This is a genomic window from Faecalispora sporosphaeroides DSM 1294, from assembly GCA_000383295.1.
Taxonomy (GTDB): domain Bacteria; phylum Bacillota; class Clostridia; order Oscillospirales; family Acutalibacteraceae; genus Faecalispora; species Faecalispora sporosphaeroides.
In genome coordinates this window covers 21,006-41,209 of the sequence record KB911078.1, presented here as the reverse complement: position 1 = coordinate 41,209, position 20,204 = coordinate 21,006, and the positions used below count along the sequence as shown (strand labels likewise).

Genomic DNA, 20,204 nt, shown 5'->3' with positions numbered 1-20,204 from the left:
AGCGTCACCGCTCCGCCTTTTCCGCGCGTCCTTTTCCCACCTGGGGAACCGGTTCCGCGTTCCAGATTTCTGCGGCGTACTCGCGAATGGAGCGGTCGGCGGAAAAGCGCCCCGCGTGGGCGGTGTTTGTCAGCGCAATGCGGTACCACTGCCCGGGGTTTTGATACAGCTGCTGCGAGAGGCGGCGCGCGCGGGTGTAGTCGTCAAAGTCCGCCAGTACCATGTAGGGATCGGCGTTTTTCAGCGAATCCGCAATCTGGCGGAAGCTGACGCCGTGAAAGCCGCGGCTCATCTCGTCGAGCGCCTGGCGTAGAACGGGGTGGTTCTGGTAAATCCCCGCGGGATAATACCCGTTCTTTTTGCGCTCCTGCGCCTGCGCGGTGGTCATGCCGAACAGCAGGATATTCTCGTCGCCTACGGCGTCGTGAATCTCCACGTTTGCGCCGTCGAGCGTGCCGAGCGTCACCGCGCCGTTGATCATGAATTTCATGTTGCTGGTGCCGGAGGCCTCGGTGCCCGCGAGAGAAATCTGCTCGCTGATGTCCGCCGAGGGGATGAGCAGCTCGGCGAGCGTTACGCGGTAGTCCTCCAGATAGACGACCTTCATCTTCTGGTTGACGCGCGGGTCGTTGTTGATGGTGTCGCCCAGATTGACGATGAACTGGATGATCTGCTTTGCCATATAGTAGCCCGGCGCGGCCTTCGCGCCGAAGAAATACGTTCTGGGGGTAAAGTCCGCGTTCGGATTGTCGCGCAGCCACTGGTAGGTGGCGAGGATTTCGAGCGCGTTCAGGTGCTGGCGCTTGTATTCATGCAGGCGCTTGACCTGCACGTCGAAAATGGAGTCGGGGTCGATCGCGATTCCGTTGGTTTTCAGCACATAGGCCGCGATGCGCTCCTTGTTGCCGCGGCGGATGTTCGCCATGCGCTCGAGCACGGACTTGTCGTTCTGGAATTTGAGCAGGCGGTCGAGCCGGGCGGCGTTGTGGATATATTCCTCGCCGATCAGCTCGGTGATCAGCGCGGCATACGCGGGGTTCGACTGATTCAGCCAGCGGCGGTAGGCGATTCCGTTTGTCACGTTGCGGAATTTTTCGGGCATTTCGGTGTAAAAATCATGGAATACGGTCTGCTTTAAAATGTCGCTGTGCAGCTGCGACACGCCGTTGATGGAGTGAGTGCTCACAACCGCGAGATTCGCCATTTTCACATAGCCGTCGTTGAGGGGAGCCATGCGCCCTACCTTGTAGCCGTCCACGCCTTTCGCGTGCATTTCAGCGCAGAAGCGGCGGTTGATCTCCTCCACAATCTGGTAAATGCGCGGCAGACGGCGGCGGAACAGATCCACGCCCCAGCTTTCGAGCGCTTCGGTCATCACGGTGTGGTTCGTATACGCCATAGTGCGGTGAACGATGCTCCAGGCCTGATCCCACCCGTAGCCGCATTCGTCGAGCATCACGCGCATCATTTCGGGGATCGCCAGCACCGGGTGTGTGTCGTTGAGGTGGATCGCGATCTTTTCCGGCAGGTTGTCGAGCGTGCGGTTGATGGAAAGGTGGCGGCGGATGATATCCTGAATCGTGGCGGAAACGAGGAAATACTGCTGCGTCAGGCGCAGACTCTTCCCCTCGGGGTGGTTATCCTCGGGGTACAGCACCTTGGTGATGACCTCGGCCATCGCGTTCTGCTCCATGGCGCGCAGGTAATCGCCGCCGTTGAAGAGTTTCATGTCAAAATCCGCCTCGGCGGAGGTGGCGGCCCACACGCGCAGGCGGCTTACGCCCCGGCCGTCCATACCGGCCACGTACAGGTCATACGGAACCGCCAGCACCTTTGAATAGTCCTTATGGCGCACAACGTGGTACTGGTTGTTCCACGATTCCTCAATCGTTCCGTCAAAATGCACCTCAACCGCGCGATCCGGCACCGGCTGGAACCACACGCTCCCGCCCGGCAGCCAAAAGTCCGGCAGCTCGGTCTGCCAGCCCTCCACCAGCTTCTGGCGGAAGATGCCGTACTCGTACCGCAGCGAATAGCCCATCGCCGGGTAGCCGAGCGTGGCCAGCGCGTCGAGAAAACAGGCCGCAAGGCGCCCCAGGCCGCCGTTGCCAAGGCCCGCGTCCGGCTCCTGCTCGTAGAGATTGTCAAGGTTCACATTCATGTCGCCGAGCGCGCCGCGGAACGAATCCTCCAGCCCGAGGTTGAACAGATTGTTCTTGAGCGAGCGCCCCAAAAGGAACTCCATACATAAATAGTAGATGGTTTTGGTGCCCGTTTTGGCCGCGGTATCGCGGAACTCCTTGCGGCCCTTTACCAGCATGTCGCGCACGACCAGGGCCACGGCCTTGTAGTACTGTTCGTCGGTGGCGTCCTGCCATTCCACGCTCATTTCATGGCTCAGCGTTTCTTTGACGCGCGCCTGAATCTCTTTTTTTGAAAGCGTATACTTCATATGCTCCTGTCCTCCGATTCTATCATAAAGCAGCACTTTTCCCTATTATATGCCGGGTTAGATTTATGTTTATTGTATACCAAAAATCACCGAAATACAATTCCAATAAACTGACAGAATAAAAGAGAAAAAAACGTAAATTTTGCCCGTATTCCCAGTTAAAAGGATTTTTCGGATTCAGGCAGGATTCTCTTTTATTGGTGGAGAGAAAGCGGCCCGAATTTAGTTAAATTCACCAAAATGGATTTCCTGTAAGAGCTTCTCTTCTCCGCCCGCCGGCGAAAGAAAATCCGGCAAAACGCGACAGGCCCTTTCCTAATTGCGCAAAATGGCTTATAATAAAAGAGATTGTAGGAATGCCGGCCTGCTGCCAAGGCTGTGAAAGGATGGTCACCATGAATAAGATTAAGGTGCGTCTGAATATTTGCGGAACCGAGTGTACCCTTACATCGGAGGATAACGAAACCTATGTGCTTGCACTTGGGGATGAAGTGGAAAAGAGCATTCAGAGCATTATGTCCAAAAACGACCGGGTTTCTTTGACCCTGGCCGCCATTATAACCGCTTTGTCGTTTTGCGACGACGCGAAGAAGGCTGCCGCCGCGGCGGATAATCTGCGCTCGCAGATTAAGGATTACCTGGAGGATTCCTCCCGCAGCCGTCTGGAGGCCGACGAAGCCCGCCGTGAAATCGAGCGCATGAAGCAGGAGATTCAGACCCTGCGCGCCCGCTTTTCGGCGGGAGAAGCCGCTCGGAGCCCTGCCCGGGAGCCCGCGCGCCCCGCACCTGCCGCAACGGAGCAGGAAAAGCCCGTGCCTTCGCCGGAGCCGAAACCGGCAAAGGAGCCGGAGCAGACCGAGCGGCCTTACGAGGAGGAACCGCCGGAGGAAATCCGGCCCGCCGCGCCCGCCGTGCCGAACGTGCATACCGGCCATTACTCGCGCCCGGCGTCTGCCCAGGTGCCGGAGGAGTTGGACCGCAGCAGTTTCATGAGCTTTTTTGAAAAGAAAGAAACGGACTGAACACCGAACATACCTGCGCGGAGGAAGAAAGGGACACTGTGATGAGCAACCGGGATTACGCCATCGTCATGGTACTTGCTGTCGTGATGTTTCTGGTGGGCTATACTGTTTTGGAGGCGCTCACAAAAGAGTCCTCCTCCTCTTCCGCTTATGGGACAATCATGGTGATTGTGTTTGCCCTGTACGTGACGTATCTGGGACGAAACAGAAAAGGGCCGAAACAGTAGCGCTGCCGAAAACGCTCCTGTGAGTTTCGGCGGCCCGCACTGTACGCACTGTATATTTTATGCTGAATAAAGGTTGGGATACAAACCATGGAAATTTTATCTCCCGCCGGGTCGCCGGATTCTCTGGTCGCCGCGGTGCGCTCCGGCGCCGATGCGGTGTATCTGGGCGGCAGCGCGTTTTCCGCGCGGGCGGCGGCGAAAAATTTTGACGATGACGCCCTGCGGCAGGCAGTGGAATACTGCCATGCCCGGGGCGTTAAAGTCTATCTGGCGCTCAATACTCTGCTGCGGCAGGAGGAGCTGCCCGCCGCGCTGGAGCTGGCCGAATACGCCTGTTCCCTCGCGGTGGACGCATTGATCGTGCAGGATCCCGGGCTGACCGCGCTGCTGCATGAGCGCGCCCCAAAGCTGCGGCTCAATGCGTCGACGCAGATGTCGATCACCAGTCCGGCGGGCGCGCGCCTGCTCGCGAAAAACGGTTTTGCCCGGGTGGTGCTGGCGCGCGAGCTCTCCCTTTCGCAGATCCGCGAAATCAGGGATGGAACGAAGGACACGCCCTTAGAGATCGAGAGCTTTGTGCACGGCGCGCTGTGCATGTCGGTGTCGGGCCAGTGCTATTTCAGCTCGGTGCTCGGTTCGCGCAGCGGCAACCGGGGCATGTGCGCCCAGCCGTGCCGTCTGCCCTTTTCCGTGCCCGGCGGCACGGGCCATGACCTGAGCCTGAAAGACCTTTCGATGATCGCCCGCATTTCGGAGCTGGAGAATGTCGGTGTGACCAGTGCCAAAATCGAGGGCCGCATGAAGCGCCCGGAATATGTGGCAGCCGCAACGGCGGCCTGCCGGTATTCGGCCGACGGCCGGCCGATCCCGCGTGAGCTGACGGAGAATCTTTCCGCCGTGTTTTCCCGGTCCGGCTTTACAACGGGTTACCCCGACGGCACGCTGGGGAGGGAAATGTTCGGCATCCGCTCCAAGGAGGATGTGACCGGCGCGACAAAAGAGGTGTTTGGGCAGCTGCACGCCCTGTATAAGGACGAGCTGCCGCGCGTGCCGGTGCGGCTGGAGCTGACGGTGCGGGCCGGGCAGCCGGTCGCGCTTTCGGCCGCCGATGACGACGGCCGCCGCGCCGAGGCTTTGGGCGAGTGTCCCGAGCCGGCGCTCAGCCGGCCCATCGACGAGGAGCGTTGCCGCACGCAGCTGCAAAAGACCGGCGGAACCCCGTTCTTCGCGCGGGAGGTGCAGTGCATAATCGAGCCGGGGCTTTCTCTGCCCCTCTCTATGCTCAACCGCCTGCGCCGCGAGGCGCTGGAGCGATTGTTGGCGCTGCGCTCGCAGCGGGAGCCGGTGCCGTTTACGCGCCTGCCCGTTCCGGCAGCCCGGCCGCATCAGCCCGCAAAACCACCGCGCCTGCGCGCCGCCTTCCGGCGGGCGGAGGATGTGCCGGAGCTGGCAAAACAGTGCGAGCTGGTGTATTTGCCGGTGGATGTGCCGGAGAAGCGCTTTGAAGAGCTGCTTTCCCGGGGCTTCCCGATGGCGGCAGCCTTGCCGCGCGGCATTTTCGGCTCGGAAAACCGGCTGAAGGAGCGCCTGAACGCGCTGAAAAAAGCCGGTATCTGCGACGTGTGGGCCGGAACGCTCGGTGCGGTGGGGCTTGCGCTTGAAAGCGGAATGAAGGTTCACGGCGGGTTTTCGCTCAACGCGATGAATACCCCGGCGCTCGAGTGGCTGGGCCGCCAGGGCCTGTACGACACCGAGCTTTCGTTTGGGCTGACGCTCGCGCAGGCAGCGGCGATCGGCGGCGATCTGCCGCGCGGGCTGGTGGTGTACGGCCGCCAGCCGCTGATGCTGTGCCGCAACTGCCCCGGCAAAAACGGCGCGCAAAGCTGTGCCGAGTGCGGCGGAAACGCGTGGCTCACCGACCGGCGCGGCGTGCGCTTCCCCGTGATGTGCGACGGCGACGCGAGCGAGGTGCTGAACTCGGTTCCGCTGTATCTGGCGGACCGGATGCGCGAATTTCGCGGGCAGGATTTCGGGGTTTTCAGATTTACTGTGGAAAACTCTGTGGAAATTGAGGAAATCTTTCGGAATTATCTTGGTTTGCGGGCTGTGGAAAATACAAAACGCGACAAAGAACAGCAGCCTTTTACAAGGGGGTTGTATTATCGTGGAATTGAGTAGCGAAAGCAGGCAGGAGGAACAAGCATGGAACCCATTCGATTTCAAAAACTGCATCCGAACGCGGTGATTCCCCAGAGAGCCACTCCCGGCAGCGCGGGGATGGACCTTGTGGCCTGCATGGAGGAGCCGGTGCTCTTGCCGCCGGGCGGGCGGGCGATGATTCCGACCGGGCTGGCAATGGCGATTCCCACTGCGGAGTGGGTGGGCCTGGTGTATGCCCGCAGCGGTCTGGCCGTGCGCCATGGGATCACCCTTTCCAACAGCGTCGGCGTGATCGACAGCGATTACCGGGGCGAAATTCGCGTAGGGCTGTGCAATCTGGGACAGGAGCCCTATACCGTACAGCCCGGCGAGCGGATTGCCCAGCTCGTGATTTCGCCGGTGCTTCTGCCGCCCGTGGAAGAGGCGAACGAGCTGGACAGCACCGAGCGCGGCACCGGCGGATTCGGTTCCACCGGAAAACGGTAACGGACGGAAAAGAGGAGAACCGCGATGAAACATAATTGGCTCAAAAATTTGTTTCTGGTTATTCTGCTTGTGCTGGCTGTGGTGCTGGGCAAGCTGCTCGGCACGGTAACGGCGAAGCTCCCGCTTCTCGCGTGGCTCGGCATGAGCGCCGATTTTGGCTTGAAGCCGGTAACGGTCGATCTGGCCGTGGTCAATTTTACATTCGGCCTGATGGTCAATATCAACGTGGCGCAGGCGTTGCTGCTCGCGGTGGCGATTCTCGCGTTCAGCGCGATCCGTCTGCGTGCCTGAGCCTGTACGCACACTGCGTGCGCAGGCTTGCTTTTTTATCTTTGGCATGAAAGCACAAGTTCTCAGTGGGTGCCGCGCGTGGGATTCCGCTTGCGCGGGCTTGCCCCTCGTGCCGGGGCGAACTGACGAGAAAAGAATTTTCCCGCGCCAAAGAGCTTTCCGCTCCCTTGTAGAAAACAAGACTGCCGCTCTGCAGGGAAGGTGCCGAAAGAAGATGGCAAAATAGCTCGGGCGCGGTAAAGCATGATCTATCAAAAGAGTATGGATGGGTTCATTTGAAAGCAAAAGCGAACGGGCAATCAAAAAGAAGGCCCTGTTTCGGGGCCTTCTTTTTTCAGTACATAGCAAACGGATGACTATTTCTGGTTCTTCTCAAAATCTTTGTACAGCAGGCTGGGCTGAATCCCCTTGTTGTTCTGATATTTGCCGCTGCAGTACGGGTCGTATTCCCCGTCGATGGTGTGGTAGTAAATCTGGCACACCTCTACGTCCGGGTAGATGACCAGAGGCTGTACGACGAAAATCTCCAATGTCCAGAAGCCCGCAAACCCCACGTCGCCGAAGCCCGCCGTGGCATGAATGCACATTCCAAGCCGACCAATGGAAGAGCGCCCCTCCAGCATGGGGACGAATCCTTCGGTTTTTGTAAATTCCTTCGTGCGGCCCAGGTACAGGCGGCCCGGGGCCAGTGTCAGGCCCTCCGGCGGAATCTGGATCAGCGTCGCGGGATTGGGGGTCTTCATATCCAGCACCGGGGCGTCGTAAACCAAAAGCTCGTTGTGCAGGGACAGATTATAGCTGTTCGGGTTCATCTTCGTTTCATCGAACGGGTCGATCACGATTTCTTTGTCAAGATGCTTTAAAATCTCTTTTCCCGATAATATCATGGCGAAAGCGTTCTCCTTTGTGCGGTCGGTATTTGCTGCTATTGTACCACATCACAAATTTTGTGTAAAGAAAAGCGCCGGCGTTTTCTGTGCCGTCAGGCGCCGCTCTGGCAGGGCACTGCTTGCGTTTTTCGGGGAAATAAGGTATCATACTCGCAGACGAACGCTTTTAAAAAAGGGTTTCAGAGACGGAAAGGACAGAGCACAGGATGCATCCTATGAGAAAAAAAGAGAGACAGATTACGCAGGACGAAGCATACCGGATTCTGGAGAATGCCGAATATGCTACGCTCTGCACTGTCAATGCGGATGACGGGGCGCCTTACGGTGTGCCGATTTCTTACGTGGTGAAAGACCGCGTGATCTATATTCACATGGCCAAGGAAGGCCAGAAGCTCGATAACCTGAAAAAGGATCCCCGCGTGTGCGTGACGTGCGTCGGTCAGACGTTGCTGTATCCCGAGCAGTACAGCACGGATTTTGAGAGCGTGATCGTGACCGGTCGGGCGGAGTTTGTCACCGACCGCGGCGAAAAGATGGAGATGCTGCGGATTTTGTGCGACAAATACGGCCTGCCGGACGGCGGGGTATTTCTGGAGAAGAAGATCGAGGGCGGTGTCGACCGCATGGAGATCATGAAAATCCCGGTGGAGACGATCAGCGGAAAGGCCCGCTGGAGAAAGCCGAAGCCCCCGCTGCCCGCGCAGCCTTGAACGGCAATACAGGAAGGAAAGGAGAGACAAAATGGCAGATGCAGTCGTGAATAAATCCTTTCTGTTTTACGGTAAGGTACCGGTTACCCCAGAAATTCAGCGCTTTCTGCACCCGTCGGAGCAGCTTCAGTTTTGCGTTAAAACCTTTCGGGATGTGGCGGTGTTTACCGATAAACGGATTCTGATTGCAGACCGTCAGGGAATCACCGGCAAAAAGATCGAGTATTTTTCCGTTCCGTACCGCAGTATCGTCACCTATGCAATTGAAACGGCCGGCACATTGGATCTGGATGCGGAAATTAAGCTGGTGCTTTCCGGCGGGATTGTTCTGGAATTGAACTTTTTCAAGGACAAAGAGAACCAGATGGAGGAGCTTTTGTTCCAGGTGTACGATCTGATCACGCAATACGTTTTGCAATAAGCATTTGATAAATATGCAGCACGGCTGCTCGAATATGGGGATTCTGCCTTTCTTTTTTGGAAAGCAGAGTCCCCATTTATTTATAAAAATACTTTATATTTGAAAAGAAATGTCCGCGTTTGTTTTTAGTTCAAAAAAAATTCATATTTATTTAATTATTTTCAGGAACAATTTGTACTTATTCCAAGGACAGAGAGGGGAACTTACAAAGAGTCAATTTGGTACCTTTGTATAGAATTTTTTCGGAGCACTCCGGATAGAAACGTGCAAGATTTTTTGATACTTCAGATTGCTTCAAAATAATACAAAACCTCAAAAATCAATATATAGGGGATCACATTCACGTAAACCGAATTTGAGAAAGGAGATCATCTCGATCAGAATGAGCCGCCCGGTTGCACCGCATTTGTCACAGATAAAAAGAGATAAGAAGAGCAATCCTGCATTTTCGGCATTTTTCTCTCCTCAGCCTGTCCGGGCAGAGGGGTGGCATTCGGGAGCCTGGTCCATCCCGCGGGGAGTTTGGGATGCCTCTAAAAGGGGGTACCCTTCGTGGAGAGATACAAGGGATAGTGGGAAGAAAGAAAAAAAGAGCTCCAAAAGGCTAAAAATAAGAATGATTTACATTTTAAAAACAGGGCTTTCAACTGTCCTCCACAGAAAGACAAAAAAGGCGAAAATCCACCGCTGGCCGCCGTTTTCGACCTATTGCCTTTGCAAAACAAATGCACTATAATAGGGTCGTGAATTTATTTGACAGCCCGGACAGGCGACTGTCCGGCGGAAAAAAAGGAGGCTGTTATGTCAATTTTAGAGGGTTCCATCGGGGTAATGGATTCCGGCATTGGCGGGCTTACGGTTGCAAAAGAAATTCAGCGTATCCTGCCGCATGAGGATATCCTGTACTTTGGCGATAGCGCCAATTGCCCCTACGGGAACAGGTCGGCGCAGGAGATCGCAGAGCTGAGCCGTAAAATGCTTCGCTTTTTGGGCGGCCATGGGGTAAAGGTCGTCGCGATTGCCTGCAACACCATTTCAACTCTTGTCGATATCCTTACACCGGACTTTGATTTTAAGATCATTGGCATTGTGGCTCCTTCTGCCGCATATGTTGTGCGCTCGGGAATCAAAAGAGTAGGGCTGATCGCTACGGAATTCACCGTTTCGACCGGCAACTACGACAAGCTGATCCATCAGCTTGATCCGGAGGTTCAGGTAACCGGCAAGGGCAGCCCGCTGCTGGCGGGGCTGGTTGACAGAGGTGACTTCAATCAGCAGGACATCAACACCGAGATCCGTACTCAGATCGACAACATCCTGTCCAGAGACGCTCAGATTCAGCACGTCATTTTGGGGTGTACGCATTATCCTATTATTGAAAACAACTTCAAAGAGTGCTATCCTGGGCTTTCCTTCATCAATCCGGCCCTTGAACAGGCCAATGTCGTTCGCGACTACCTGACGGAAAAGAATTCTCTGGCCCGGGAGGGAGAAGGCGGCTTTACCATCTGTACTTCGGGCGACCCGGAGGTTTACGTCCAGGTTGCGAAGCGGATTGGGATGAAAGAGCCTACTTCCACCGCTCATATCGCTCTGTAAAAAGAATTTGTATTCCGTTCGGTTTACAGAGAGAGCAGAATCAGAAAGCTTTTTGTACATAAGATGAGCTTTCGCGGCAAGCAAGAATGTGCGTGGCCTTTGTTCCGTATTCCATCGCTGAAGGCGGCGCTGCCGTATCTTTCGCGACAGCGGGAATCCAGCCGGCACAGAGCGGGTGGTGCTCGTAAAAAACCACCGGATTGAAAACAAATGGAGCTGCTCCAACAAGACTTTCTTGGCAGAATAACGGGAATTGGGCCCGCTATTTGTTCATGTTGGATGGTATTTGCTCCGGCGTCAAATATTTTTTATTAATTTTTTGACGTTATTGTATTTTTCTGTAGCATTTTGACATCGCGATGTCATACTTACAGACAACCAAATTTCTATTGTTGTAGGAGGAGATAGTTTATGGGCGTTTTAAAAGGAGTCATTGATATCGGCACGAACGATGCCGGTATGACTACAATTGGCCTGAACATGTACCTGGCGGCAGGTCTTGCGGCACTTTTGTTCTGGCTTGGTAACTGGACGGTTGATAAGGTTCGGTTCCTGAAAGAAAAGTGCATCCCCTCGCCTCTGGTAGGCGGTTTGTATTTCGCCATCGTGAACACGATTCTCACCGCGAGCGGCGTGCTGAGCATTTCGTTTAACGACACGCTGCAGTCTTTCTTTATGCTGGTATTCTTCTGCACCGTCGGCTTCACGGTCAGCATTCCGATTCTGAAGAGCGGCGGTAAAAACATCATTATCATGCTGCTGCTGGCAACCGTGATGACTTTCCTGCAGAACTTCCTGGGCGGCGGACTGATGGCCGCGTTCGGTCAGGATCCCAGACTCGGCGTTGCGGCAGGTTCCACCGCGCTGATCGGCGGCCCCGGCACGGCGGCGGCCTTCGGTGCGACTATGGACGCTCCTTTCGATAAGGGCGGCTACAACATGGGCGGCACAGGTACCATCGTAGGCGTTACCGCGGCTGTTTTCGGCCTGGTAATGGGCTCTATCATGGGCGGCCCCACTGCTTACAGAAGAATCAAGCAGTTCAACCTGAAATCCTCTGAAGCGGCTCTTGAGGGCGGCGAAGACGGCGAGACCTTTAGCACCACCAGCGGCGCCTTTACGCATGCCGCAATGCTCCTCGCGGTTGCAATCGGTATTGGTCAGCTCGTTTCTGTCGGCCTGAAAGCGGCTACCGGCATTACACTCCCCGGCTACATAGGCGCGATGCTGGTTGCGGCTTGCATGCGCAACATCAATGACGCAAGAGGCAAAAAGTTCCCGGGCGAAGAGATCGACACAGTCGGCGGACTTTCCCTGAACCTGTTCCTCGCAATGGCGATGATGGGCCTCAAGCTGTGGCAGCTCGTAGATCTGGCGCTTCCTCTGATCGTTGCTCTGCTGGCGCAGATCGTTCTGATGTATCTGTTCTCTTACTATGTCGTATTCAACGTAATGGGCAAGAACTATAATGCTGCGGTACAGACCGCCGGTTTCATCGGCTTCGCAATGGGCGCTACCTCGAACGCGATGGCGAACATGCAGGCGATCACCAAGCAGTATGGTCCTGCAAGAGAGGCTTATTTCGTAATCCCCATGGTTGGTGGTCTGTTCATCGACTTCATCAACGCGGCGGTGATTACCGGATTCCTCAACTGGTGGACTCCGTGATCTGATTCCTGAGGCTTGCAGGAATAGATTCCATCTGAATTTCTAAAATGTGTGTGTGGTTCTGCCGCCCGGATGAAATCGCCGGGCGGCAGAGCGTGGAAAAAACGATGATCGGCCGTTCTGAATGAGGTGTGTGGTTTCAGGAAGAGGGCCGTTTCGTGTTCTGAAAATAGCGACGTTTTTTGGACAAAATAGGCATTGGCAAAAGCTTTTGCGGGTTGAGTGCGTGCGCTGAACCCGGGGGCTTGCGAATCCTTTTTGTATATTTGTGTGAGTTTTCCCTATTTTTAGAGAAAAATTTTTTTATGGAGGTCTTTGTTATGAACGCGTATGTTGAAAGAGTGTTGGAAGAAACCAGAAAAAAGAACGCAGGAGAACCCGAATTTCTTCAGACCGTTGAAGAGGTTCTCACCTCTCTGGCTCCCGTAGTGGATGCCCACCCCGAGTATGAGAAGGCCGGCCTGTTGGAGAGAATGGTTGAGCCCGAGCGCACCATCGAGTTCCGTGTGGCGTGGGTTGACGACGCCGGCAAGGTAAACGTAAACCGCGGCTACCGTGTACAGTACAACGGAGCAATCGGCCCCTACAAGGGCGGCCTGCGCTTCCATCCGTCCGTAAACCTGTCTGTCATCAAGTTTCTGGGCTTTGAGCAGACCTTTAAGAACAGCCTGACCACTCTGCCCATGGGCGGCGCAAAGGGCGGTTCCGACTTCGATCCCCGCGGCAAGAGCGACGCCGAGATCATGCGTTTCTGCCAGTCCTTCATGACTGAGCTGTATCGCCACATCGGTCCCGACATCGACGTTCCCGCCGGCGACATCGGCGTAAGCGGAAAAGAAGTTGCTTACATGTATGGCCAGTACCGCCGCATTCGTGGCGCGTTCGAGAACGGTGTTATCACCGGCAAGGGCCGTTCCTTCGGCGGCAGCCTGATTCGCCCCGAAGCTACCGGTTATGGTGCTATCTACTATGTAAACGAAGTCCTCAAGCATGAAAACGACACCATTAAGGGCAAGACCTTCGCGATTTCCGGCTTCGGCAACGTTGCCTGGGGCGCTGTGAAGAAGATTGCGGAGCTGGGCGGCAAAGCCGTAACCATTTCCGGGCCTGACGGCTATGTATACGATCCCGATGGCATCGTAACCGACGAGAAGATCGACTTCATGCTCGAGATGCGTTCCAGCGGCCGTGACAAGGTGCAGGATTATGCCGACAAGTTCGGTGTGGAATTCTTCCCGGGCGAGAAGCCGTGGGGCCGCAAGGTTGATATTATCCTCCCCTGCGCTACGCAGAATGATGTCAACATGGACGAAGCGAAGAAGATCGTTGCCAATGGCATTAAATACTATATCGAAGTGGCCAACATGCCCACCACCAACGACGCTCTGGTATACCTGATGAGCCAGAAGGGCATGGTGGTTGCTCCTTCCAAGGCTGTTAACGCCGGCGGCGTTGCGGTTTCCGGTCTGGAGATGTCCCAGAACAGCGAGAGACTGTCTTGGACTGCGGAAGAGGTTGACCAGAAGCTCCACCAGATCATGAAGAACATTCATGACGCTTCTGTTGCCGCTGCGGAAGAGTTCGGCCTCGGCTACAACCTGGTAGCGGGCGCAAACATCGCCGGCTTCAAAAAGGTTGCCGACGCTATGCTGGCTCAGGGGATTTTCTAAGCAAACCCAAGGTTTTTCCAAGCTGTTTTCAAATAGGCGGGCGTTACAACGCCCGCCTATTTCTTCTGCCCGCAAGGGAAAGGATACCAAGAGAACCGGGCTGGAAAGGCAAAGGGACTCTTTTTCAAAGAACGGAGTCTTTCCGGTGCGCAAATTTTTCTGCGGTGCTGGCAGTGAGATCATCGCGGACTCATTAAATTCCGCAGAAAAGTACATAAAAACGCAAAATATATTTGGGTGATTTCATCAGAAAAATTTCGCTTTTTGTTAGAAATCACTTTGGAAAATACGGAATAATACATAAAAAATCACGCTTTGTCAGCATATCTTTCAACATAGTTGATTTTACGAAAAGCTATGGTATAATTAAAAGAAAGAATGAGACGGGGTATTTGAGGAATTTTATCTTTTTTGGAGAAACGCTTTCCCCCGTTCTCAAGCGGATCCGCACAGTGCGGTACCGGCCGGGCCGGGAGGAATATAGGCAAAGAGAGGGAGATATATTATTGCGGTAAGGGGAGAGGAAATGAATGATTTAAAACACTGGAAGCGAGCCCTGCTGATTGCAGTTATCGTGACTTTTTCCTCTCAGTTGTATTTCAATTTCTTTACAGATAACTTTCGTATTTCAGCGGCGGTGATCCTGTTCCCTGTTTTACTCATGACGATCGCAAAGGATCAGAATTCCGCGGCGATTGGCTGTGTGACCGGTGCCATGGTGTTTGTGGTGCGCTTGTTCCTGATCAGCTCGGGAATTGCGCAGCTGCAGGACAATGTGACGGTTGCGCTGATCGGCGGTTTGTTTTATGTGGCCTATGGGCTGCTGTTTTCGGTTTTTATTAAAAACAAGCACACAATTCCGTTTCAGCAGATGATCGTCGGCATGGTGCTCAGCGATTTCTGCGCCAATATTTTTGAAGTCGGGCTGCGTACGAGCATGCGGTACAACAGCCTTGACACGCAGGTGTATTTTTATCTGTTTGGCATTGCGGTGGCCCGTACGATTATCGCGGGTTCCATTCTGCTTGGCGAGCAGAATTATCGTGCTCTCATGAAGAAGATGGAGCACGAAAATCGCTATCAGCGCCTGTACCTGATGACGACGCGGCTGAAAAACGAAGTGTACTTCATGGAGAAAAACACCGATGAAATCGAGTCGGCGATGAGCAACGCCTATCGCCTGTATGAGAAGCTTTCGGGAATGGACCTGCAGCCGGAGCTGAAGAAAACGGCGCTTTCCATCGCTCGCGACGTCCATGAAATCAAAAAGGATTATATCCGCATCATGCAGGGAATACAAAAAGAGATTGATGAGCAGTACAGTGAAGAAGAGATGGGAATTCGCGATCTGCTGCAAATTTTAAAGGAATCCACCTATCGCCTGCTGGAGGCTCGCAGGCTCGATATTCAGCTGGATTTTCACGTGCAGGATGAGTTTGTCACCGGCGACCACTATGCGCTGATGCTGGTGCTGATGAACCTGGTGAATAACGGCATCGAAGCGATTGAGAAAAAGGGGCATAAAGGCTGGATTTTGGTTTCTGTGGAGAAGCAGGGCGATCAGTTTTGGTTTACGGTAACCGATAACGGGCCCGGAATCCCGAAGAAAGACATGGATCGGATCTTTCAGATGGGATTTTCCACAAAGTTTGATGAAGAAACGGGGAATATCTACCGTGGGGTAGGTCTGTCGGGGGTACAGATGACGGTGGAGGAAAAATTCAATGGTTCCATAGAAGTGAAATCAGAGCTTGGGGTTGGAACGGAGTTCCGTGTAATGATCCCCGCGGAAAAGCTGGAGGAAGAAACTGTATGAATTTTTATATTGTAGAAGACGATTTGTCGGTGATCAATAACCTGGAAGATATTATCGAAAGCCATAACCTGGGCAGTGTGTGCGGCGACTCGGAGGGCAAGGCCCCCGACCCGGCAGAGATTATGGCGCGGAACCCCGATGTGGTACTGGTGGATTTTCTGATGCCCAATGTGGATGGAATTCAGGTGGTATCGGCTCTGCGCGAAATGGGCAGCACTGCCAAGTGCATCATGATCTCGCAGGTTTCAAACAAGGAGCTGATTATGAAGGCCTACAACGCGGGGGTGGACTTTTTTATCAGCAAGCCGATCAATGTGATCGAGATCAAGCGGGTAATTGAAAATATTACCCGGCAGATTCAAATGGAACAGACGCTGTCAAATATCCGCAAGATGTTTCAGGTGGATGTGGGCGCCGCCCCGGCCGCCGAAAAGGATGATAAGGACACTCCGGTGCGCAGGCTGCAGTATATTCTCAACCAGCTTGGCATGTCCGGCGAGAAGGGCTCCAAGGATATCATCACCGTTTGCCAGTATCTGTATGATCATGAAAAAACCAGCATGGCCGAAGAGAATATTGGCAAGCTGTGCGAAATACTGAGCGACAACCCGAAGAGCATGGAGCAGCGGATTCGCCGCGCGATCGCGAAGGGCATGTCGAATCTGGCCAATTTGGGCATTGAGGATTTTATGAACGACACCTTTACGCGGTACTCCAGCACGCTGTTTTCCTTTGAGGGAATCAAAACAGAGATGGATTTTATCCGCGGCAAGCGTTCCTCCGGCGGAAAGATCAACATCAAAAAGTTCATTAATGGTCTGCTGGTATTTATGGATCAATAACGAAGGAAAGCGCTGTCCCGGCCGGGCGGCGCTTCTGCTATATCAATTATATTTTCTTTTTGGAAGAATTGCTTTGTTATTGAAGAGGAGCCTTTGTTCAAAAGAAGGGATTGCCTTTTTCTGCGGGTGCCCGCGCGTGGGGATTCCGCTTGCGCGGGCTTGCCTCGGCCCTAAGGGGCAGACTTTGCGCCAGCAGAATCAAGATCATGTTTATAGTATGGAAAGCTGTTTGTACATGAGAACAACCAGCACACGCGCGATGAATGCAGCGCAAAGCGAAAGACCTTCTCTAAACTGCTTTGCGATGCATGTGCAAATTCAGCCTGCCGCTTCTCCCCTTTTCATTATAATATAGAATACCAGAGGGAGTTCGCCATAGAATCAGAAAACCCAGGCGATTCCAACGGAGAATGGAAACGCCTGGGTTCTCTTTAGTTAGCATGGTGAAATCAAATTAATAGGTATAGAAGCCTTTGCCGGTTTTTCTTCCCAGCGCGCCGCCGCGAACCATTTTACGCAGCAAGGGATGCGGGCGGTATTTGGGGTCGCCCGTCTCGGACTGGAGAACCTCCATGATCGCAAGGCAAATGTCCAGGCCTATCAAATCGCCCAGAGCCAGCGGGCCCATGGGGTGGTTCGCGCCCAGCTGCATTGCGGTGTCAATATCTTGGGCAGAGGCGGTGCCGTCTGCGTAAATGCCAATCGCTTCGTTGATCATCGGAATCAGTACGCGGTTTACAATAAAGCCTGCGGCGTCCTTCGCGATGACCGGAGTTTTGCCAATTTCCTTGGCGATTTCAGAAATGCGGTCAACCAGCTCCTGCGGAGTGTTCAGGCCGACTACGATTTCAATCAGCTTCATGACGGGGGCCGGGTTGAAGAAGTGCATGCCGATCACCGGGCGATCCAGTTTGGAGGACAGCTCCGTTACGGACAGCGAGGATGTATTGGTGGAGAAGATGGTCTCCTTTTTGCAGATGCCCTGCAGAGCCAGGAACAGCTCACGCTTGGCCTGCATGTTTTCAATCGCGGCTTCCACGATCAGGTCGCAGTCTGCAACCTTTTCTTTCAGGCCGGTGGTGATTTTCGCGAGGACTGCATCCTTCTTCGCTTCTTCCAGCTTTCCTTTGGAAACGAGCTTTTCCAAATTTGCCTGAATCTTCTTTTTGCCATTTTCAGCAAAGCTTTCCTGAATGTCGCACAGGACAACCTCGTAACCCTCTGTGACAGCGAAAGCCTGAGCAATACCGGAGCCCATGGTTCCGGCGCCGATTACGCCAACTTTCATATGAATGACCTCCTGTTTCTATCATTTCTCCTCCCGTGGGCAGCCGTTGTGCCGGCGTGTCTTCCCCGGGCAGATCACAGGTGCTTCGGAGCCGGGCGAAACCCGCCCGGGCGGCGGAGAACCATTCGAACCAAATGAAACGGGAGCGCCCGGGCGAATTGCTCCGCGCGGGACGCTTGACCGAACAGTGGTGATAAAGAACCTCACACCGTAAGCGGCAGCGGGCTGCCGTTTGGCGGAGAGAACCTTGAAACGCAAAGCAGCGATATGTTTTACCGCCGGAGAAGGAATCGCTTCGTCCTCCGTTGCTTCTTAAAATAATTATAAGCCTTCCACGATGGTGGAAACGCCCATGCCGCCGCCTACGCACAGAGTGGCAAGGCCCTTGCCGCCGCCACGGCGCTGCAGCTCATACAGCAGAGTGCAGAGGATACGGCAGCCGGAAGCGCCAACGGGGTGGCCGATCGCGATTGCGCCGCCGTTCGGGTTGACCTTCTCTTTGTTCCACTTCAGCTCCTGGCCCACGGCCAGAGCCTGTGCGGCAAACGCTTCGTTGGCCTCGATGACTTCCATCTCGTCGATGCTCATGTTGAGCTTTGTGAGCAGCTTCTGGGTGGAGAAAGCAGGCCCAATGCCCATGATCGCCGGGTCTACACCGGCCCAGGAGCCGCCAACCCATCTGGCCAGGGGCTTCACGCCCAGTTCCTTCGCCTTTTCTGCGCTCATAACGATCACAGCGGCAGCGCCGTCGTTAATGCCGGAAGCATTCGCGGCGGTAACAGTACCGTCTTTCAGGAAGGCGGGCTTCAGGCCGCTGATGCCCTCAACCGTTACGCCGGCACGCGCCTGCTCGTCGGTAGAGAATACCGTTACGGCACCCTTTTTGCCGGGAATCTCCAGCGGGGCGATCTCGGCGTCGAACTTGCCGGCCTTCTGTGCGGCTTCGCATTTATTCTGGCTCCATGCGGCAAATTCATCCTGCATTTCGCGGGTAATGCCGTATTTCTTCGCTACGTTTTCCGCGGTTACACCCATGTGGTAGTCGTTGAACGCATCCCACAGAGCGTCATTTACCATGGTATCAACGATCTTGTTGTTGTTCATGCGGTAGCCGAAACGGGCCTGCTGCAGCGCGTAAGGCGCAGCGGACATATTCTCCATACCGCCGGCGATGACGACGTCCGCTTCACCGGCACGGATGCGGGAAGCAGCAACGTTTACGCTCTGCAGACCGGAGCCGCAAACCTGGTTCAGAGTCAGCGCGGGAACCTCCTGCGGCAGGCCGGCGAAAATAGCTGCCTGGCGCGCCACGTTCTGGCCAAGACCGGCCTGAATCACGCAGCCCATGAGAACCTCGTCCACGTCTGAAGTCTGAATGCCGGCTCTCTTCAAAGCCTGCTCAATTACAAATGCGCCGAGTCGGGGCGCCGGTACGCCGGCAAGGCTTCCTCCGAATTTACCAACTGCCGTTCTCACGGCACCTGCCAATACAATTTCTGTTGCCATAATGGTGCTAACCTCCTAAATTTTCTGGTGGGGTCACTCCGCCGAAAAAGAAAGAATACACGGCGGATTTTGCAATCACAGACACCTGCCAACCATTTCACAATAAGGAATTCATTCTGAATCATGGAATCAATTCATACCTATTATCTCACTATAGGAAACAAAACACAAGGGTCGGCCGATTGATTTTTTTAACAAAATCAATTCGGCTTTTTTAGCATTTTTGTCGTTTTACAGACGCGGTAGAATATTTTGCGCAGGCCGGGAAAAAGAACAATTGCATATTGTGAAATAATCTTGTATGATGATAACCGTATTTTACAGCAAAATGATTTAGAAATCGTGAAAAATTGATCGGAAACGATTCGTTAATCATAAAAAGGAGGTATTGAAATGGTACAAAGCTTGATACGTGCGATGGAGGTTCTCGAGCACCTGCGAAAAGCGGATAAATCCTGTTCGCTTGCAGAGCTGTCGCAGATGTCCGGCCTGCCGTCGAGCACGGTTCACCGGATTCTGCAGACCTTTTGCAGCGCGAACTATGTGTCCCGCGACCCCAAAACACACCTTTATCGGCTGGGTACTGCCCTGATTCCGCTGGGAATGGCGGCGACAAGGCGTTTACGACTGAGCGATTCCGCGAAGCCTGTGCTGAAGGATCTGATGAAAATCACCAAGGAAGATGTTTTCCTGATTATTATATCGGGCTATAGAGGCATGGTGCTTGAAAAGGTGGAGGGCCCGAATCCCCTGAAGGTGATCGAGCGCTTCGGCAACGAGGTGGACCTGCACTACGGCGGCAGCCGCCGGGCTCTGCTGGCCTTTCAGACGGACAGCTTCATCCGGAGCTACATTCAGGATCATCTGCGGGATGATCCGGCGTTTACGCCGGAAGAAGAACAAAAGCTGCTGAACAGCCTGGTGCGCATCCGCGAGGAGGGCGTCGCAATTTCACGCGGGGAATACATTCCGGATGCGGTGGGAATCGGTGCGCCGGTGTTCGACATGAACGGCAAGGCGGTCGCTTCCATCGGTCTGATCGCCCCGCAGTCGCGCACCACCAGAGCGCAGGAAGAGGAGTTCAAAGTTCTGGTAAAGCAGCACGCAGCCCAGTTATCCATTCTATTGGGGTTTGTCCAAAAATGACAATAATGTA

18 protein-coding genes are annotated in these 20,204 nt (G+C 54.4%); 14 read left to right on the top strand and 4 right to left on the bottom strand.

Annotated features, from left to right (window positions below; all coding sequences use genetic code 11):
* Positions 1-4: 4 nt before the first annotated feature.
* Positions 5-2,452, bottom strand: coding sequence for a glycogen/starch/alpha-glucan phosphorylase (locus G340_RS0115400; RefSeq protein ID WP_020074536.1), 2,448 nt, complete (start codon positions 2,450-2,452; stop codon positions 5-7).
* Between the two features lie 395 nt (positions 2,453-2,847).
* Between G340_RS0115400 and zapA the strand changes: the two genes are divergently transcribed.
* The 5 genes from zapA to G340_RS0115375 all read left to right on the top strand — a co-directional run bounded on the left by zapA (position 2,848) and on the right by G340_RS0115375 (position 6,638).
* Positions 2,848-3,474, top strand: a complete 627-nt coding sequence (gene zapA / locus G340_RS0115395; RefSeq protein ID WP_020074535.1) for a cell division protein ZapA — start codon at positions 2,848-2,850, stop codon at positions 3,472-3,474.
* A 41-nt stretch (positions 3,475-3,515) separates the two neighbouring features.
* Positions 3,516-3,701: a hypothetical protein gene (locus G340_RS0115390; protein ID WP_020074534.1), complete on the top strand. Its 186-nt coding sequence runs from the start codon at positions 3,516-3,518 to the stop codon at positions 3,699-3,701.
* A gap of 87 nt (positions 3,702-3,788) precedes the next feature.
* Positions 3,789-5,879 carry a U32 family peptidase gene (locus tag G340_RS0115385; RefSeq protein WP_020074533.1) on the top strand — a complete coding sequence of 697 codons (2,091 nt, stop codon included), beginning with the start codon at positions 3,789-3,791 and terminating at the stop codon, positions 5,877-5,879.
* Positions 5,880-5,903: 24 nt separating this feature from the next.
* The gene (gene dut / locus G340_RS0115380; RefSeq protein WP_020074532.1) at positions 5,904-6,347 is read left to right on the top strand and encodes a dUTP diphosphatase; all 444 of its coding nucleotides are present in this window, start codon (positions 5,904-5,906) and stop codon (positions 6,345-6,347) included.
* Between the two features lie 24 nt (positions 6,348-6,371).
* Positions 6,372-6,638 (top strand): DUF4321 domain-containing protein, encoded by a 267-nt coding sequence (locus G340_RS0115375; protein WP_020074531.1) that lies wholly within the window; start codon positions 6,372-6,374, stop codon positions 6,636-6,638.
* Positions 6,639-6,994: 356 nt separating this feature from the next.
* On the opposite strand, the gene dcd is transcribed toward G340_RS0115375, so the two are convergent.
* Positions 6,995-7,525 carry a dCTP deaminase gene (gene dcd, locus G340_RS0115370; protein WP_020074530.1) on the bottom strand — a complete coding sequence of 177 codons (531 nt, stop codon included), beginning with the start codon at positions 7,523-7,525 and terminating at the stop codon, positions 6,995-6,997.
* A 218-nt stretch (positions 7,526-7,743) separates the two neighbouring features.
* On the opposite strand from dcd, the gene G340_RS0115365 reads away from it, so the two are divergent.
* The 8 genes from G340_RS0115365 (at position 7,744) to G340_RS0115330 (ending at position 16,254) form a co-directional block, all read left to right on the top strand.
* Entirely contained in the window at positions 7,744-8,238 is a 495-nt protein-coding gene (locus tag G340_RS0115365; RefSeq protein ID WP_020074529.1) for a pyridoxamine 5'-phosphate oxidase family protein, read from the top strand.
* 31 nt (positions 8,239-8,269) lie between these two features.
* Positions 8,270-8,659 (top strand): PH domain-containing protein, encoded by a 390-nt coding sequence (locus G340_RS0115360; protein WP_020074528.1) that lies wholly within the window; start codon positions 8,270-8,272, stop codon positions 8,657-8,659.
* A 289-nt stretch (positions 8,660-8,948) separates the two neighbouring features.
* Entirely contained in the window at positions 8,949-9,395 is a 447-nt protein-coding gene (locus G340_RS18120) for a hypothetical protein (RefSeq protein WP_154653246.1), read from the top strand.
* Positions 9,396-9,460: 65 nt separating this feature from the next.
* The gene (gene murI / locus G340_RS0115355) at positions 9,461-10,258 is read left to right on the top strand and encodes a glutamate racemase (RefSeq protein ID WP_020074527.1); all 798 of its coding nucleotides are present in this window, start codon (positions 9,461-9,463) and stop codon (positions 10,256-10,258) included.
* A 411-nt stretch (positions 10,259-10,669) separates the two neighbouring features.
* Positions 10,670-11,926, top strand: coding sequence for a sodium/glutamate symporter (locus G340_RS0115350; protein WP_020074526.1), 1,257 nt, complete (start codon positions 10,670-10,672; stop codon positions 11,924-11,926).
* A gap of 320 nt (positions 11,927-12,246) precedes the next feature.
* Positions 12,247-13,596: an NADP-specific glutamate dehydrogenase gene (gene gdhA / locus G340_RS0115340; protein WP_020074525.1), complete on the top strand. Its 1,350-nt coding sequence runs from the start codon at positions 12,247-12,249 to the stop codon at positions 13,594-13,596.
* Between the two features lie 526 nt (positions 13,597-14,122).
* Positions 14,123-15,412 (top strand): sensor histidine kinase, encoded by a 1,290-nt coding sequence (locus G340_RS0115335; RefSeq protein ID WP_020074524.1) that lies wholly within the window; start codon positions 14,123-14,125, stop codon positions 15,410-15,412.
* Complete coding sequence (locus G340_RS0115330; RefSeq protein WP_020074523.1) at positions 15,409-16,254, top strand: response regulator; 846 nt, start codon at positions 15,409-15,411, stop codon at positions 16,252-16,254. Before G340_RS0115335 ends, G340_RS0115330 begins: the two co-directional genes overlap by 4 nt.
* A 454-nt stretch (positions 16,255-16,708) precedes the next feature.
* Here the strand turns inward: G340_RS0115330 and G340_RS0115325 are convergent, their stop codons facing one another.
* Positions 16,709-17,542 (bottom strand): 3-hydroxyacyl-CoA dehydrogenase NAD-binding domain-containing protein, encoded by an 834-nt coding sequence (locus G340_RS0115325; protein WP_020074522.1) that lies wholly within the window; start codon positions 17,540-17,542, stop codon positions 16,709-16,711.
* Between the two features lie 321 nt (positions 17,543-17,863).
* A complete protein-coding gene (locus G340_RS0115320) occupies positions 17,864-19,048 on the bottom strand; it encodes an acetyl-CoA C-acetyltransferase (protein WP_020074521.1) in 1,185 nt (394 codons plus the stop codon).
* 393 nt (positions 19,049-19,441) lie between these two features.
* Here G340_RS0115320 and G340_RS0115315 point away from each other — a divergent pair, with 393 nt between their 5' ends.
* A complete protein-coding gene (locus G340_RS0115315; RefSeq protein WP_020074520.1) occupies positions 19,442-20,194 on the top strand; it encodes an IclR family transcriptional regulator in 753 nt (250 codons plus the stop codon).
* The last annotated feature ends 10 nt before the right edge of the window (positions 20,195-20,204 follow it).

Excerpts from the sequence above, each read along its gene's own strand:
- G340_RS0115375 (WP_020074531.1), top strand. The coding sequence starts at position 6,372 with ATGAAACATAATTGGCTCAAAAATTTGTTTCTGGTTATTCTGCTTGTG.
- G340_RS0115360 (WP_020074528.1), top strand. The coding sequence starts at position 8,270 with ATGGCAGATGCAGTCGTGAATAAATCCTTTCTGTTTTACGGTAAGGTA.
- zapA (WP_020074535.1), top strand. The coding sequence starts at position 2,848 with ATGAATAAGATTAAGGTGCGTCTGAATATTTGCGGAACCGAGTGTACC.
- G340_RS0115335 (WP_020074524.1), top strand. The coding sequence starts at position 14,123 with ATGAATGATTTAAAACACTGGAAGCGAGCCCTGCTGATTGCAGTTATC.
- G340_RS0115400 (WP_020074536.1), bottom strand. The coding sequence starts at position 2,452 with ATGAAGTATACGCTTTCAAAAAAAGAGATTCAGGCGCGCGTCAAAGAA.
- G340_RS0115350 (WP_020074526.1), top strand. The coding sequence starts at position 10,670 with ATGGGCGTTTTAAAAGGAGTCATTGATATCGGCACGAACGATGCCGGT.
- gdhA (WP_020074525.1), top strand. The coding sequence starts at position 12,247 with ATGAACGCGTATGTTGAAAGAGTGTTGGAAGAAACCAGAAAAAAGAAC.
- dcd (WP_020074530.1), bottom strand. The coding sequence starts at position 7,525 with ATGATATTATCGGGAAAAGAGATTTTAAAGCATCTTGACAAAGAAATC.
- dut (WP_020074532.1), top strand. The coding sequence starts at position 5,904 with ATGGAACCCATTCGATTTCAAAAACTGCATCCGAACGCGGTGATTCCC.
- G340_RS0115385 (WP_020074533.1), top strand. The coding sequence starts at position 3,789 with ATGGAAATTTTATCTCCCGCCGGGTCGCCGGATTCTCTGGTCGCCGCG.
- G340_RS0115330 (WP_020074523.1), top strand. The coding sequence starts at position 15,409 with ATGAATTTTTATATTGTAGAAGACGATTTGTCGGTGATCAATAACCTG.
- murI (WP_020074527.1), top strand. The coding sequence starts at position 9,461 with ATGTCAATTTTAGAGGGTTCCATCGGGGTAATGGATTCCGGCATTGGC.
- G340_RS0115390 (WP_020074534.1), top strand. The coding sequence starts at position 3,516 with ATGAGCAACCGGGATTACGCCATCGTCATGGTACTTGCTGTCGTGATG.
- G340_RS0115325 (WP_020074522.1), bottom strand. The coding sequence starts at position 17,542 with ATGAAAGTTGGCGTAATCGGCGCCGGAACCATGGGCTCCGGTATTGCT.
- G340_RS0115365 (WP_020074529.1), top strand. The coding sequence starts at position 7,744 with ATGAGAAAAAAAGAGAGACAGATTACGCAGGACGAAGCATACCGGATT.
- G340_RS0115315 (WP_020074520.1), top strand. The coding sequence starts at position 19,442 with ATGGTACAAAGCTTGATACGTGCGATGGAGGTTCTCGAGCACCTGCGA.
- G340_RS0115320 (WP_020074521.1), bottom strand. The coding sequence starts at position 19,048 with ATGGCAACAGAAATTGTATTGGCAGGTGCCGTGAGAACGGCAGTTGGT.